Source organism: Streptomyces atratus (assembly GCF_040655115.1).
Lineage (GTDB): Bacteria > Actinomycetota > Actinomycetes > Streptomycetales > Streptomycetaceae > Streptomyces > Streptomyces atratus_D.
Map to the genome: position 1 here is coordinate 31290 of NZ_JBFAJH010000003.1, position 13184 is coordinate 44473.

The 13184-nt window shown below is 70.7% G+C and carries 14 protein-coding genes and 2 pseudogenes; 6 read left to right on the forward strand and 10 right to left on the reverse strand.

Features of this window, described 5'->3' with window-relative positions; genetic code table 11:
- Nucleotides 1-2: 2 nt before the first annotated feature.
- The 3 genes and pseudogenes from AB0I23_RS05240 to AB0I23_RS05250 all read right to left on the reverse strand — a co-directional run.
- Complete coding sequence (locus tag AB0I23_RS05240) at nucleotides 3-620, reverse strand: DUF4291 domain-containing protein (protein WP_359107002.1); 618 nt, start codon at nucleotides 618-620, stop codon at nucleotides 3-5.
- A gap of 51 nt (nucleotides 621-671) precedes the next feature.
- The gene (locus AB0I23_RS05245; RefSeq protein WP_359107004.1) at nucleotides 672-1490 is read right to left on the reverse strand and encodes a maleylpyruvate isomerase family mycothiol-dependent enzyme; all 819 of its coding nucleotides are present in this window, start codon (nucleotides 1488-1490) and stop codon (nucleotides 672-674) included.
- Nucleotides 1491-1579: 89 nt separating this feature from the next.
- Nucleotides 1580-1903, reverse strand: a pseudogene (locus tag AB0I23_RS05250) (DUF4291 family protein); the annotation flags it as partial.
- 22 nt (nucleotides 1904-1925) lie between these two features.
- On the opposite strand from AB0I23_RS05250, the gene AB0I23_RS05255 reads away from it, so the two are divergent.
- Nucleotides 1926-2060 (forward strand): hypothetical protein, encoded by a 135-nt coding sequence (locus AB0I23_RS05255; RefSeq protein WP_359107005.1) that lies wholly within the window; start codon nucleotides 1926-1928, stop codon nucleotides 2058-2060.
- Between the two features lie 201 nt (nucleotides 2061-2261).
- On the opposite strand, the gene AB0I23_RS05260 is transcribed toward AB0I23_RS05255, so the two are convergent.
- Entirely contained in the window at nucleotides 2262-2696 is a 435-nt protein-coding gene (locus AB0I23_RS05260; RefSeq protein WP_359107007.1) for a hypothetical protein, read from the reverse strand.
- A 333-nt stretch (nucleotides 2697-3029) separates the two neighbouring features.
- Nucleotides 3030-3398, reverse strand: a pseudogene (locus AB0I23_RS05265) (DUF4291 family protein); the annotation flags it as partial.
- Here AB0I23_RS05265 and AB0I23_RS05270 point away from each other — a divergent pair.
- Together AB0I23_RS05270 and AB0I23_RS05275 are read left to right on the forward strand one after the other, a co-directional pair.
- Complete coding sequence (locus AB0I23_RS05270; protein ID WP_359107510.1) at nucleotides 3348-3614, forward strand: hypothetical protein; 267 nt, start codon at nucleotides 3348-3350, stop codon at nucleotides 3612-3614. The pseudogene AB0I23_RS05265 and the gene AB0I23_RS05270 sit on opposite strands and share 51 nt — an antisense overlap.
- Before the next feature lie 276 nt (nucleotides 3615-3890).
- On the forward strand, nucleotides 3891-4313 hold the full coding sequence (locus AB0I23_RS05275; RefSeq protein ID WP_359107009.1) for a hypothetical protein: 423 nt from the start codon (nucleotides 3891-3893) through the stop codon (nucleotides 4311-4313).
- 105 nt (nucleotides 4314-4418) lie between these two features.
- Here the strand turns inward: AB0I23_RS05275 and mmsA are convergent, their stop codons facing one another.
- From mmsA to iolC, 5 genes are read right to left on the reverse strand one after another with little or no spacing between them, the layout of a single operon-like run.
- Nucleotides 4419-5918: a CoA-acylating methylmalonate-semialdehyde dehydrogenase gene (gene mmsA, locus AB0I23_RS05280; RefSeq protein ID WP_359107011.1), complete on the reverse strand. Its 1500-nt coding sequence runs from the start codon at nucleotides 5916-5918 to the stop codon at nucleotides 4419-4421.
- 20 nt (nucleotides 5919-5938) lie between these two features.
- Complete coding sequence (gene iolD, locus AB0I23_RS05285) at nucleotides 5939-7819, reverse strand: 3D-(3,5/4)-trihydroxycyclohexane-1,2-dione acylhydrolase (decyclizing) (protein ID WP_359107013.1); 1881 nt, start codon at nucleotides 7817-7819, stop codon at nucleotides 5939-5941.
- Nucleotides 7816-8760, reverse strand: coding sequence for a 5-deoxy-glucuronate isomerase (gene iolB / locus AB0I23_RS05290; protein ID WP_359107015.1), 945 nt, complete (start codon nucleotides 8758-8760; stop codon nucleotides 7816-7818). The genes iolD and iolB overlap by 4 nt, the downstream gene beginning before the upstream one ends.
- Nucleotides 8761-8790: 30 nt before the next feature.
- Nucleotides 8791-9678: a Cgl0159 family (beta/alpha)8-fold protein gene (locus AB0I23_RS05295; RefSeq protein ID WP_359107017.1), complete on the reverse strand. Its 888-nt coding sequence runs from the start codon at nucleotides 9676-9678 to the stop codon at nucleotides 8791-8793.
- Nucleotides 9675-10763: a 5-dehydro-2-deoxygluconokinase gene (gene iolC, locus AB0I23_RS05300; protein WP_359107019.1), complete on the reverse strand. Its 1089-nt coding sequence runs from the start codon at nucleotides 10761-10763 to the stop codon at nucleotides 9675-9677. The genes AB0I23_RS05295 and iolC overlap by 4 nt, the downstream gene beginning before the upstream one ends.
- 133 nt (nucleotides 10764-10896) lie before the next feature.
- Here iolC and AB0I23_RS05305 point away from each other — a divergent pair, with 133 nt between their 5' ends.
- The 3 genes from AB0I23_RS05305 (at nucleotide 10897) to AB0I23_RS05315 (ending at nucleotide 12733) form a co-directional block, all read left to right on the forward strand.
- Nucleotides 10897-11853, forward strand: coding sequence for a sugar phosphate isomerase/epimerase family protein (locus AB0I23_RS05305; protein ID WP_359107021.1), 957 nt, complete (start codon nucleotides 10897-10899; stop codon nucleotides 11851-11853).
- Nucleotides 11854-11939: 86 nt separating this feature from the next.
- Nucleotides 11940-12317 (forward strand): peptidoglycan-binding domain-containing protein, encoded by a 378-nt coding sequence (locus tag AB0I23_RS05310; RefSeq protein ID WP_359107023.1) that lies wholly within the window; start codon nucleotides 11940-11942, stop codon nucleotides 12315-12317.
- A gap of 218 nt (nucleotides 12318-12535) precedes the next feature.
- Nucleotides 12536-12733, forward strand: a complete 198-nt coding sequence (locus AB0I23_RS05315) for a helix-turn-helix transcriptional regulator (RefSeq protein WP_037694159.1) — start codon at nucleotides 12536-12538, stop codon at nucleotides 12731-12733.
- Nucleotides 12734-13184: the final 451 nt, after the last annotated feature.

A 13184-nucleotide genomic window follows, 5' to 3' on the forward strand; every position in this document is an offset into this window, starting at 1 on the left:
CGTCACGGCCGGCCCTCCGGCCCGACCCGCATCGGCACGGGCACAGTGCCCGTCGGATACGGCGACTCGCACGGCAGGAGCGCCGTTGCCGCGTCGGTCCTCCCGGCACGGACCAGTTCGTGGACCTGCCGGGCCAGCGGTGAGACGTCACGGATCGAAACCGTCCACTCATCGGCATACCGCCGCGCCGCCTCGCCCGTGAGACCGAGTTGCAGGGAGCGGTGCGGGAGCGGATTGAGGTGGAGGTCGCGTTCGGGGTCCCACTGGACGCGGGCCGGGGACCGGCGCAGACTGCGCTGCCAGCTCGCGCGGTCCGGGTGGGCTCCCCTGACGTAGTGGGAGAGTTCGGCGTTGCCCAGCGCCCAGTCGAAGCCTTCGCGGCTGATCTCGACGGCCAGCACGGTCTCCTGGCCCTCCTTCGTGGCCCAGCCGCAGCGGTACATCATCCACAGGAAGCTCGGCTTGATCCATGTCATGCGGTCGCGCTTCCAGGCGATGGGGAAGCGTCCGTCACGGGCGGCGGGGAGGCCGATGGAGCGTGAGTAGGCCTGGTAGACGATGATGGTGGTGTCCGTGTGCTGGGCGCGGATCTGATGCTGCGGGGCGGCCGGTGCTGTCATGGCGTCATCACAGCACCGGTTGGTCCGGTCCGGCGAGCGGGTTTCCGTGGCTCAGGGCGCCGTGAACAGGGCCGGGAAGCGGGGTGCGAGCCAGGGCTTGCGGCCCCATGTCAGCACTCGGCCACGGGCCATCGCCCCCCATGGATCGCACCGGCCGAGAGCGATCAGCAGGAAGGTGACCGGCTCGATGGAAATGGTGCAGTCGGGGCGACGGAGCGGCTCGCGGCTGACGGCCACCGCACCGTCGGTGACGGCCACCCCGAAGCTGGAGCCGCCGCGCAGCCGGATCGTGTAGCGGGCGGTCAGGCCGGCGGCTGCAGCGGCGACGACCCGCGGCATGGCCGTGAGCATGAAGGGCATCGACAGCTCGACCCGGGTGCGGTCGAGCATGTGCGGACGGCCGAGCGCCCGGGCGAGATCGTAGCCGTGGCCGAGCATGTGGGTCAGCAGGTACGAGCCGAGCGCTGCGAGATCCATCGAACCCAGCGGCGTCGCCACCGGCTCGTCCGGTGCCCGCCGTTCCGCGGCCCGGAGAAATGCGGCCGCCTGCGCCACGATCATTGCGGCCAGCGGATCCGCCCCACGCTCCTCGAACCCGGCGAGGGCGCGCTCGTTGGCCGCCGCCAGGCTCTGCGGCGTGCCGTCCCCGTAGCTGCGCTCGTGGCCTGCGGCGAGCTCCGCCATCAGCTCGTTGGCCTGCGCCAGATGGGCTGCCGCCTCACCGAGCGTCCACTCGGATCCTGGGACGGGCACGCTCGTGTCCGCGCGGCCGCGCAGCAGCGCCGCTATCTCCTCGGCGGTGTCGCGTATCGCCTCGGCGAGCCCTTCGGGAAGCGCGTCGTGCCGCTCCCGGGCAGGCGTGGGTTCCACGGGTGTCTCCCCTCGTCCCTCTCCCCTGACCGGTCTCCGCGTTCGGAGCCCGGTGGACACGTGCAGAATGTCAGGTCGCGCAGGACGGGTCAGCCCCTGGGCGACATCGCGTCCGTCCCGTACGGCAACTCGGCCGGCAGCAGTGCCCTCGCCTCGTCGAGCCGGCCCGCCCGCACCTGGCCGTGGATCTCCCGGGCGAGCTGGGTGACGTCACGGATCGAGACCGTCCACTCGTCCGCGTACCGCCGCGCCGCCTCTCCGTCGAGCCCCGGCTGCAGGGAACGGTACGGGAGCGGATTCAGGTGGAGGTCGCGCTCGGGGTCCCACTGGACGCGGGCCGGGCTCCGGCGCAGGTTGCGCTGCCGGGTGGCGCGGTCGGGGTGAACTCCTCTTACGTAATCGGAGAGTTCGGAAGCTCTCGGGATCACCGGGTCGATGATCGACACGCTGGGCTCGGCAGCCGGGGAATCGGCGTTCGTGGGGCCGGACCAGGCGGCGCTGGAGCAGATGCTGGCCGAGTTCGAGCCCACCGGCGGCGAACCCCAGCCTGTGCCCGGCAGCCCGGAATGACATCGGCGCGCCTCGATCTGCGTGGGACTCAGCCTTGGCGTCGCTTCACCGCCCTGGACACTGCGGACGGACGTGTGTGGCTCACTTCTGCTCGGCGTCGGGAGCCTGAGTGAGCCTCGTACGGCACGACGCACTGGCCAGGTCGACGAGCTGGCCGGCCAGACGTCCGTCCCGCCGAGGCTCATGCTCGGTCCGAGGCAGTCAGTCGGCCAGGGGCAAGGCGGCCGATATCTCGTTCCGCTCCTTGCGGCTGATCAGCGGGAAGATGATCTTCAGGCCTTGCTCCCTGTCCATCGAGGAGATGACGAAGGATGAGTTGAGCACCCGCTCCTTGATCTTCGAGCGGACGAGACCGGCGCGCGGGATCGTCATCAGGTGTTCTTCCGGCCGGGCGAACGTCGGGTTCGCGCGGAAGATGAAGATGCGGCGGTCGGTCATCGCCAAGTACATGGGGGTCGGCGTCGGGATCACGGCCATTGCGCCACCGCTCAGGAGCGCGGAGGCTGCCGCGAATGCCGCCGTCCGCCGCACGGTGACGGAACTCAGGCCCACGATGGCCGTCACCTCAACCTGCTCCCCAGGCTCGAGCATGGGGTCGACGGCGGCCAAGAGGAGCCGACGGCGCTTTCTGTTCACGGGAGTACTCCTGAAAAGTCGGGCGTGAGCCGTACGGGACTGTCCCGTGTGGCTTGCGGCTGTCCGGCTCCTCCGGCACCGCAGGGGTCCCCGTGCCCGGAAACGGCCCGGACCTCGGTCCCACACAGTGCCCGGCCGGCGTGAGTCGTCGGCATACCTTGCCATACATGGTCAGGGATCCATTGATATGCCCCGAACACATGCCTGAGAGGGGTAGTGATCGTGGTGGTCGAGTGCGGCACGTCGCGCGGCAGCACCCCGTGCCGCCGCCGCCAACCGAGGTGTTCCCCTTCCTGCCTCCGAGGGGGAGTGGCACGAGTGAGAACACGCGGGTGCACGTGCATCGTCTCTAACGGGGTACGGGCGTTCCTGCGGCAGCAGTCGGGCGGCGGAGCCCATGTCGCCACCGCTGACGAGGGCATGGATCTCGCGGGCGAGCGGGGTCACGACGCGGATGGCGGCCGTCCACTCGTCCGCGTAGCGTCTTACGGCCTCGCCAGAGAGGCCGAGTTACAGGGAGCAGTACGGCAGGGGCTGTAGACGCAGGTCTCGCTCGGGGTCCCACTGCAAACGAGCGGGCGCCCGCTTCAACTGACGCTGCCAGGCGGCTCGGTCGGGGTGTACCCCGCGGACGTAGCTCGACAGGCAGGCGTGGCGCGGCGCCCACTCGAAGCCGTCACAGCTGATCTCGACAGCGAGCACGGGGTGTGGGGTGCGGCGCTGCTGGGTGAGTGTGTGGTGCGGACGGTGGGGGCGTACACCGTGCCGGTCGAGACGACGGTGTGGCTCGGCACGGTGATCACGGTGGCGACGATGGTGTTCGCGTTCATGGTCTCAGGCCGGGTGGGCGCCGTTCCGATGGCGCGGATGATCGCCCAGGCGGTCCCTGCCGAGAGGACCGCGGACGCCGCACGGTGACGCAGTGAGCCGAAGGGGTGCGCCGTCGCGGCTCCCCCCTTCTGCTTTCCGGGCTGGGTCCCGATCCGGCCCAGGTGGTGCGTCGCTGAGCGGCCGACGGGACGACCGGCCATTACCCGGGAGGTAATTGAGCACCTCCGCCCTCCGTCCATACCGTCCGTGTACGGGCGTGCGTTCCACCGGGAACGACGCCGTCCGGGGCCGTCCTGCCTCGGCCGCGCGGACCGGCGGCGGCTTGTTGCCCGCGTGACCGCATGACAACGAAAGGAAGACCTCATGATGTCGTCCCAGAACGTGGGTACGGTCCCGGCCACAGGTGCCGCCCGTTCCGATGGCCTTCTCCGCCTGGCCCTCGTGGCGGACGTGGTCCTCACCGGTGCGAACGGCATCGGCTACCTCGCGCTGGCCACGGTCCTGGACTCGTTCCTCGGCGTGCCTCCGTCCGTGCAGTACGCGGTGGGCGTGTTCCTCACCGTGTACGCCCTGTGGGTGCTGGTCGTCTCCCGTCAGGAGCGCATCGGCCGCGGCGCGGTCGCCGTCGTCATCGGCCTGAACGTGGCCTGGGCCGTGGCAAGTGTCGTGACCGTGCTCGTGGACGCGCTGACGGCGACGGGCGCCGGCAACGGGTGGATCGTGTTCCAGGGCCTGGCGGTGGCGGCCATGGGTGCGCTCCAGTACGTGGGCCTGCGGCGCATGTGAGAGCGGGCCGGGCAGCCGGACACGGCTTCCGTGCATGCCGACGGCCCGTACGGATACAGCTTCGTACGGGCCGTCGGCGCGGAAGAGCGGCGGAACCAGTGGCGATCAGTGGTTACGCGGGAAGCCCAGGTCCACGCCCGCCGGGGCGTCCGCCGGGTCCGGCCAGCGGGTGGTGACGACCTTGCCACGGGTGTAGAAGTGCACGCCGTCGTTGCCGTAGATGTGGTGGTCGCCGAAGAGCGAGTCCTTCCAGCCACCGAAGGAGTGGTAGCCCACCGGCACCGGGATCGGCACGTTGACGCCGACCATGCCGGCCTCGATCTCCAACTGGAAGCGGCGGGCGGCGCCGCCGTCGCGGGTGAAGATCGCGGTGCCGTTGCCGAACGGCGAGGCGTTCATGAGGGCGACGCCCTCCTCGTACGTCTCGGTGCGCAGGACACAGAGCACCGGGCCGAAGATCTCGTCCTTGTACGCGTCCGAGTCGGTGGACACGTGGTCGAGGAGGGAAAGACCGATCCAGTGGCCGTCCTCGAAGCCGTCGACGGTGTGGCCGGTGCCGTCGAGGACGACCTCGGCGCCCTGGGCCGCCGCGCCGGTGACGTACGAGGCGACCTTGTCGCGGTGGGCCGCGGTGATCAGCGGACCCATCTCGGACGTCGGGTCGTTGCCGGGACCGATCTTGATCTTCTCGGCCCGCTCCTTGATCTTGGCGACGAGCTCGTCACCGATGGCGCCCACCGCGACGACCGCGGAGATCGCCATGCAGCGCTCACCGGCGGAGCCGTACGCGGCGGAGACCGCGGCGTCCGCGGCAGCGTCGAGGTCCGCGTCCGGCAGGACCAGCATGTGGTTCTTCGCACCACCGAGCGCCTGGACGCGCTTGCCGTTGGCGGAGGCGGTGGTGTGGATGTAGCGGGCGATCGGGGTCGAGCCGACGAAGGAGACCGCGGCGACGTCCGGGTGGTTCAGCAGCCCGTCGACCGCGACCTTGTCGCCGTGCAGGACGTTCAGCACGCCGTCCGGCAGACCGGCCTCGGCTGCCAGCTCGGCCAGCAGGTTGGCGGCCGACGGGTCCTTCTCGCTGGGCTTGAGGACGAACGTGTTGCCGCACGCGATGGCCAACGGGAACATCCACATCGGCACCATGGCCGGGAAGTTGAACGGCGTGATGCCCGCGACGACACCGAGCGACTGACGGATCGAGGAGACGTCGACCCGGCTGGAGACCTGGGTGGACAGCTCGCCCTTGAGCTGGGTCGTGATGCCGCAGGCCAGCTCGACGATCTCCAGACCGCGGGCGACCTCGCCGAGCGCGTCGGAGTGCACCTTGCCGTGCTCGGCGGTGATCAGCGCGGCGATGTCGTCGCGGTGGGCGTCGAGCAGCGCGCGGTAGCGGAAGAGGACGGCGGTGCGGGCGGCCAGCGAGGACGTGCCCCACGTGGCGTACGCGTCCTTCGCCGCGGCGACCGCGGCGTCGACCTCTTCGAGGGAGGCGAGCGCGACCTGGGAGGTGACGGCGCCGGTGGCCGGGTCGGTGACCGGGCCGTAGTTGCCCGACGTGCCCTCGACGGTCTTGCCACCGATCCAGTGGTTGACGGTCTTCATGACGAAACTCCTTCAGGCCTTCAGAGGTGACGGCGTCGGGCTGCGGCGTGCCGGTCGTAGTCTTCCCGGGCTTTGACCGCCGACGGGCGGGTGGCCGTCTCTGCTACAGGAACATCCCACCACGCCTGCGCCGGAGGGGGGCCCGACACTGTGTCTGCCGTTTCGGTCTCGACGTAGACACAAGTGGGGCGGTCCGCGCTCCGCGCCTCGGTGAGGGCTTCGCGCAGGTCATGGACGGTCTTCGCGCGCAGCACCCGCATTCCGAGGGAGGCCGCGTTGGCGGCGAGATCGACGGGCAGCGGGGGGCCGGTGAAACTCCCGTCGGCGCTCCGGTGCCGGTAGGCCGTGCCGAAACGTTCGCCGCCGACCGTCTCGGAGAGCCCGCCGATGGAGGCGTAGCCGTGGTTCTGCAGGACGACGACCTTGATCGGGAGGTTCTCCTGCACGGCGGTGACGATCTCGGTGGGGTTCATCAGGTACGTGCCGTCGCCGACGAGCGCCCAGACGGGACGGCCGGGGGCGGCCAGCTGTACGCCGATCGCGGCCGGGATCTCGTATCCCATGCAGGAGTAGCCGTACTCCACGTGGTACTGGCGTCGGGAGCGGGTCCGCCACAGCCTGTGCAGGTCGCCGGGGAGCGAACCCGCGGCGTTGATCAGGATGTCGTCGTCGGTGACCAAGGTGTCGAGCAGCCCGAGGACCTGGGCCTGGGTGGGCCGGGCGTGGGGGTCGTCGGCGCCGAACGCGGCGTCGACGCGCTGCTCCCAGTGCTCCTTCGCCTCGGTGCACTCGGTCTCGTACGCCGGGTCGACGCGGTAGTTGCGCTCGTTCAGCGCCCCGGTCAGCGCTTCGAGGGCGGTGCGGGCGTCGGCGACGAGCGGGAGCGCGGCGAGCTTGTGGGCGTCGAAGCCGGTGATGTTGAGGTTGAGGAAGCGGACCGCCGGGTTGGAGAAGAGCGTGGCGGAGGCGGTGGTGAAGTCGGAGTAGCGGGTGCCGATGCCGATGACCAGGTCGGCGGTGCGGGCCAGCTCGTCGGCGGCCGCGGTGCCGGTCGGGCCGATGCCGCCGACATCGGCGGGGTGGTCGTGGCGCAGCGAGCCCTTGCCCGCCTGGGTGGAGGCGACCGGGATCCGGGTGGCGGCGGCGAACGCGGCGAGGGTCTCCTCGGCGGCGCTGTGATGGACGCCGCCGCCTGCGACGATCAGCGGCCGGCGGGCGGTGCGCACGGCCCGGACCGCCTGCTCCAGCTCATGGGCGTCGGGCGCGGGCCGGCGTACGTACCAGATGCGCTCGGCGAAGAACTCCTCCGGCCAGTCGTACGCCTCCGCCTGTACGTCCTGCGGCAGCGCGAGTGTGACGGCGCCGGTCTCCGCCGGGTCGGCGAGGGTCCGCATGGCCTGGAGGGCGGCCGGGACGAGCGCCTCGGGGCGGGTGATCCGGTCGAAGTAGCGGGAGACGGGACGCAGACAGTCGTTGACGGAGACATCGCCGGCGGACGGGACTTCGAGCTGTTGCAGGACGGGGTCGGCGGGGCGGGTCGCGAAGGTGTCGCCGGGGAGGAGCAGGACGGGGAGGTGATTGATCGTGGCAAGGGCGGCACCGGTGACGAGGTTGGTGGCGCCGGGGCCGATGGACGTGGTGACGGCGTGTGCGGAGAGCCGGCCGGACTGGCGGGCGTACCCGACGGCGGCGTGCACCATGGACTGCTCGTTGCGGCCCTGGAAGTAGGGCATGGAGTGCCCGGTCTCCAGCAGCGCCTGGCCGATTCCGGCGACGTTGCCGTGGCCGAAGATGCCCCAGGTGGCGCTGATCAGACGCTGCCGACGGCCGTCGCGCTCGGTGTACTGGCGGGCGAGGAAGGAGACCAGGGCCTGGGCGGTGGTGAGTCTGCGGGTGCTCATCGTGATGCCTCCTGACCGGAGAGTCCGGAGGGGCCGGAGAGTCCGTGGAGCGGGAGCCGGGGGTCCACCGGCTGCGCCGGCCAGGTGTCGCGGATCCAGCCGTGATCGGGGTGGTCGCTGATCAGCCACTCCCGCTGCTCCCCCGGGCCGGCCATCACATTGAGGTAGTACATGGTGTGGCCGGGGGCGGCGATGGACGGGCCGTGCCAGCCGTCGGGGATCAGGACCGCGTCGCCGCTGCGGACCTCGGCGAGGACATCCGTACCGCCGGGCCGGGACGGGGAGACACGGTGATAGCCGAACCCGGCCGTGCCGCCCCGCTCCTCGATCTCGAAGTAGTAGATCTCTTCGAGGACCGACTCGGCTCCGGGGCGGTGCTCGTCATGTTTGTGCGGCGGATAGGAGGACCAGTTGCCGCCGGGGGTGAGGACCTCGACGGCGATCAGCCGGTCACACTCGAACGTGTCGGCGGCGGCGAAGTTGTTGACCTGGCGCGAGCAGGTCCCGGAGCCGCGCAGCTCCACGGGTACCTCCGGCGCGGGGCCGTAGCGAGCGGGGAGTCGTCGCTCGCACTTCGCTCCTGCCAGGGCGAAGCGGCCTCCTGCGCCGGAGGCGATCTGCGCATGGGCGTCACGTGGTACGTAGGCGAAGTCGGACACTCCGCTGAACACGCTTTCCCGGCCCAGCAGTTCAAAGATCTCACCTGAGGTGTGCACCGTACAGCCACCGGTCAACGGCAGGACGATCCACTCACTCTCCCCGGTGACAAGTGTGTGAACACCGCCGGGCCGCAGCTCCACCACACGCAGGCTCGACCGGTCCCAGCCGGCCCGCTTCGGATCGATGTCCAGGGCGTACGGTCCCTCCGCCGCGCTGCCCGCGGGCAGATGCCACCGGTGCCGCGGCCGTTCCCGTACGCGTTCCTCATGGTCCGTCGTCATGCCTTCTCCCTACCCGTCCCTGTCCACTCGCTACAGCAGTGCCACGGCCGTGTCGACGGCACCGGCCACATCCCCGTCGACCGGATAGAGGAGCGATCTCCCCACCACCAGCCCCTGAACGGTGGGAAGTCGCAGCGCGCCACGCCATTTCTCGTACGCGCCCTCCTGGTCGCCGCCCACCTCGCCGCCCAGCAGCACGGCAGGCAGCGTCGATGTCTCCATCACGCGCGCCATGTCGTCGGGGTTCTCGGTGACGGGGACCTTGAGCCAGGTGTACGCGGAGGTGCCCGCGAGCCCCGAGGCGATGGCGATCGACGTGGTCACCGCGGCCGTGCCCAGGTCGTTGCGGACCTTGCCGTCGACCCGGCGGCAGAGGAACGGCTCGACGAAGACCGGCAGCCGGTGCGCGGCCATGGCGTCGATGGCTCGGGCGGTGGCGTGCATGGTGTCGAGGGAGCCGGGGTCGTCGTAGTCGATGCGGAGCAGCAGTTTGCCCGCGTCGAAGCCGAGGCGGGCGAGGTCGTCGGGGCGGTGGCCGGTGAAGCGGTCGTCGAGTTCGAAGGAGGCGCCCGCGAGCCCGCCGCGGTTCATCGAACCGATGACGACCTTGTCCTCCAGCGCGCCGAGGAGCAGCAGGTCGTCGAGGATGTCGGCGGTGCCGAGGACGCCGTCGACGCCGGGGCGGGACAGGGCGAGGCAGAGCCGCTCCAGGAGCTCGAACCGGTTGGCCATGGCCAGTTCGTGCCCGCCGACGGCGAAGGAGCCGCGGGCCGGATGATCCGCTGCGATGATCATGAGACGCCCGCTGTCGCCTACGAGGGGCCGTCTGAGGCGGCGGGCGGCGGCCTCGGCGACGGCTTCGGGGTGGCGCACGCGCAGCCGTACGAGGTCGGCGACGGAGGTGGCCGCGGGTGTCATGAGACCGCCCCGGGCCCGGGTTCGGGTTCGGGTTCGGGCCCGGGTTCGGGTTCGCCGGTGGTGACGGCGCCGCGGACGAGGGCCTCTTCCACCTCGTGGGGGAACGGCATGGCGGGCGAACAGGCGAGCCGGGAGGCGACGATGGCACCCGCGGCGTTGGCGTACCGCATGATGCGCTCGGTCTCCCAGCCGGCGAGCAGCCCGTGGCAGAGCGCCCCGCCGAAGGCGTCTCCGGCGCCGAGACCGTTGACGACGTCCACGGGCAGGGGCGGGACGTCGGCGACGGTGCCGTCCCGGTGGACGGCGAGGACACCCTTGGGGCCCTGCTTGACGACGGCGAGCTCCAACCCGGCGGCGAGCAGGGCGCGGGCGGCCGCATACGGCTCGCGTTCCCCGGTGGCGATCCGGCACTCGTCGAGATTGCCGACGGCGACGGTGGCGTGGGCGAGGGCCTCGCGGTAGCGCGCGGTGGCCGTGGGGTCGACGAGATGGTCCGCGCCGGGGTGATCGGGCTCGTCGGTCCAGAACATCGGGCGCCAGTCCAGGTCGAAGACCGTGCAGCGACCGGGCCCGATGCTCCGCTCGCTGCCGGACTCCGTCCGCGCCTCGCTCCGGGCGCGCAACGCCGCCAGCGTCGCCGTGCGGCTGGGTTCCGCGCACAGTCCGGTGCCGGTCATCCAGAAGACCCGGGCCGCCCGGATCGCGTCCAGGTCGAGTTCCGCTTCGTGGATCTCCAGATCGGGCGCCTTGGGCAGGCGGTAGAAGTAGAGCGGGAAGTCGTCCGGCGGGAAGATCTCGCAGAAGGTCACCGGCGTCGGATACGCGTCGACAGGAGTCACCCACCGGTCGTCCACCCCGAACTCGCACAGCTGCTGGTGGAGATAGTCCCCGAACGCGTCCCGGCCGGTGCGTGTCACCACCGCCGTCCGCCGGCCGAGCCGGGCGGCCGCGACAGCCACATTGGTCGGTGAGCCGCCGAGGAACTTGCCGAACGTGTCGACCTGAGCGAGCGGCCGCCCGGTCTGCAGGGGGTAGAGGTCCACCCCGATCCGCCCCATGGTGATCACGTCGTACATCTCAGGCATACGCATCCCTTCGACCGGCGACCGGAGCGGCTGCCCCCAGGTCTAGCCCTCCCTCCGGAACCCTGTCAACATTTTGTCCGGACATAAGGACGTACTCTTGACACTCGTCTTCCGGCGCCGAATTCTTGGCCGCATGACCTCCTCCGCTTCCGCTCCGGCCCGCATCCGTATCGGCTCGGCACCCGACTCCTGGGGGGTCTGGTTCCCCGACGATCCCCGCCAAGTGCCGTGGCAGCGCTTCCTCGACGAGGTGTCCGAGGCGGGTTACGAGTGGATCGAGCTGGGCCCGTACGGCTATCTCCCGACCGACCCGGCCCGCCTCGCCGAGGAGACCGGCCGCCGCGGACTCACCGTCTCCGCGGGCACCGTTTTCACCGGATTGCACCATGGCCCGGACGTCTGGGAACGGACCTGGGCGCATGTCGCCGACATCGCGGCACTCACCCGGGCGATGGGCGCCGGACATCTGGTGGTCATCCCGTCGTTCTGGCGTGACGACAAGACCGGCGAGAACCTTGAGGACCGCACCCTCACCGCGGAACAGTGGCGCCACCTCACCACACAGACGGAGCGGCTGGGCCGCGAGGTACGGGACCGTTTCGGACTGCGGATCGTCGTCCACCCGCATGCCGACACCCATATCGACAGCGAGGAGAACGTCAACCGGTTCCTCGACGCCACCGATCCCGACCTGGTCTCGCTCTGTCTCGACACCGGCCACTACGCCTACTGCGGCGGAGACAGCGTCAAGCTGATCGAGACCTACGGCGAACGGATCGGCTATCTGCACCTCAAACAGGTCGACCCGGGCATCCTGGCCGAAGTCGTGGCGGCCGAGGTGCCGTTCGGGCCCGCCGTGGCACGGGGGGTCATGTGCGAACCGCCGAACGGCGTACCCGCCCTGGGGCCCGTGCTGGACGCGGCCCGCCGGCTGGACGTCGATCTGTTCGCGATCGTCGAGCAGGACATGTATCCGTGCCCGCCCGACAAGCCCCTGCCGATCGCCCGCCGCACCCGCGCCTTCCTCCGCTCCTGCGGCACCCCGGCGTCGGCACCCGAGCAGGACACACCGAACCGGGCACGGATGTGACGTCCTGACGGTGTGCGGTGTTGTGCTCGGGGAGAAGCGGGTGCGGTCCCTTCCGCACCCCGTGACCGCACGAGGAGCAACTCACCGTGATCCGCAAGACGTCTCTCTCCGCAAGGACGGCAGGGGCCTCGGCCCTGGCCGCACTCGCCCTGACCGCCGCCCTCACCGCCGCTCCCGGCGCCTCGGCCGCCGGGCACGCCCCTGAGCAGCCGCTCCTCTCGCCCGGCGCGGCCTGCGTGTTCTACGACGGCAACCAGCTCACCTTCTTCGGCGAGCAGGGCGAACGGGTCTCCGAGGTGCAGTGCCTTCTGGCCAACCGTCGCTACCTGCCGTGGAGTGCCGTCGACGGTCTCTTCGGAACGACGACCCTCGCGGCTGTCCAGCGCTTCCAGGCGGACCATCCGCCACTCGTCCCGGACGGCCTGGTCGGTCCGCAGACCTGGTCCGCACTCTGGCACGCGTAGCCGACTCCGCCCCCAATGCACGCCTTCTGTCACAGATATCACCCCCTCGTCACACATGTCTCCGTCACGCGGGTCTTCCGTCACAGGCGATCGACAGCCCCTCCCCGCCCGTCACCCCGTGTCGTTCACCACACACAGGCTGAGTGATCGTCAGCGTCCGTGCCGCAGCTCCGCCGACAGCCCCCCGGCTGCCGCTGCGGCGCAGAGAGGTGTCATTTATGACGGACAGAAGGCTCTGGTCCTACAAGGACATTGCCGCGCACATCCGGGTCCAGCCGGAGACCGTTCGCTCGTACCGCAAGCACGGTCTTCTTCCCGCACCCGATCATGTGGAGAGCGGTAAGCCCTACTGGTACGCGGACACCGTCCGCGCCTGGGTCGCTGCCCGCCCGAGCAACCGGGGCCGCAAGGGCTGAATCCCTCTCCCCCTCCTCCGTCCGTTCCAGGCCCCGTACGGCGACCGGCTCTCACCCGGCGCCGCACGGGGCCTCCGTCTGCGTCTGCTTCCCCTTGCGCCGGTTCCCGTTGCGCCTGGTCCTCAGTCGTGCCTGCCTCGGCCGACCGGGCTACTTCGTGGGGTCGTTGATCGTTGATGGCTCGATCCGCCCGCACCGCAGCACTCGATTGGGCCCACGAGGGCAAGGAGCGGGAGGCATACATCAGGGAGTTGAAGACCGTACTCCTCCGCTACCTGGAGCCACTGGCCGGCGACCGGACCCCCCGGGCCCCTTCGACCGCCCCGGTCACCGCTCCGCCGAATGGCCGATAGCGCGAGAAGCGACGCCACCCCACCTCGCGTTCATACCCCCTAGGGGTATAGTGTCCGAGTGTTGGGGCGCACCGGCCTTCCCGGGGCTCCCTGGCGCC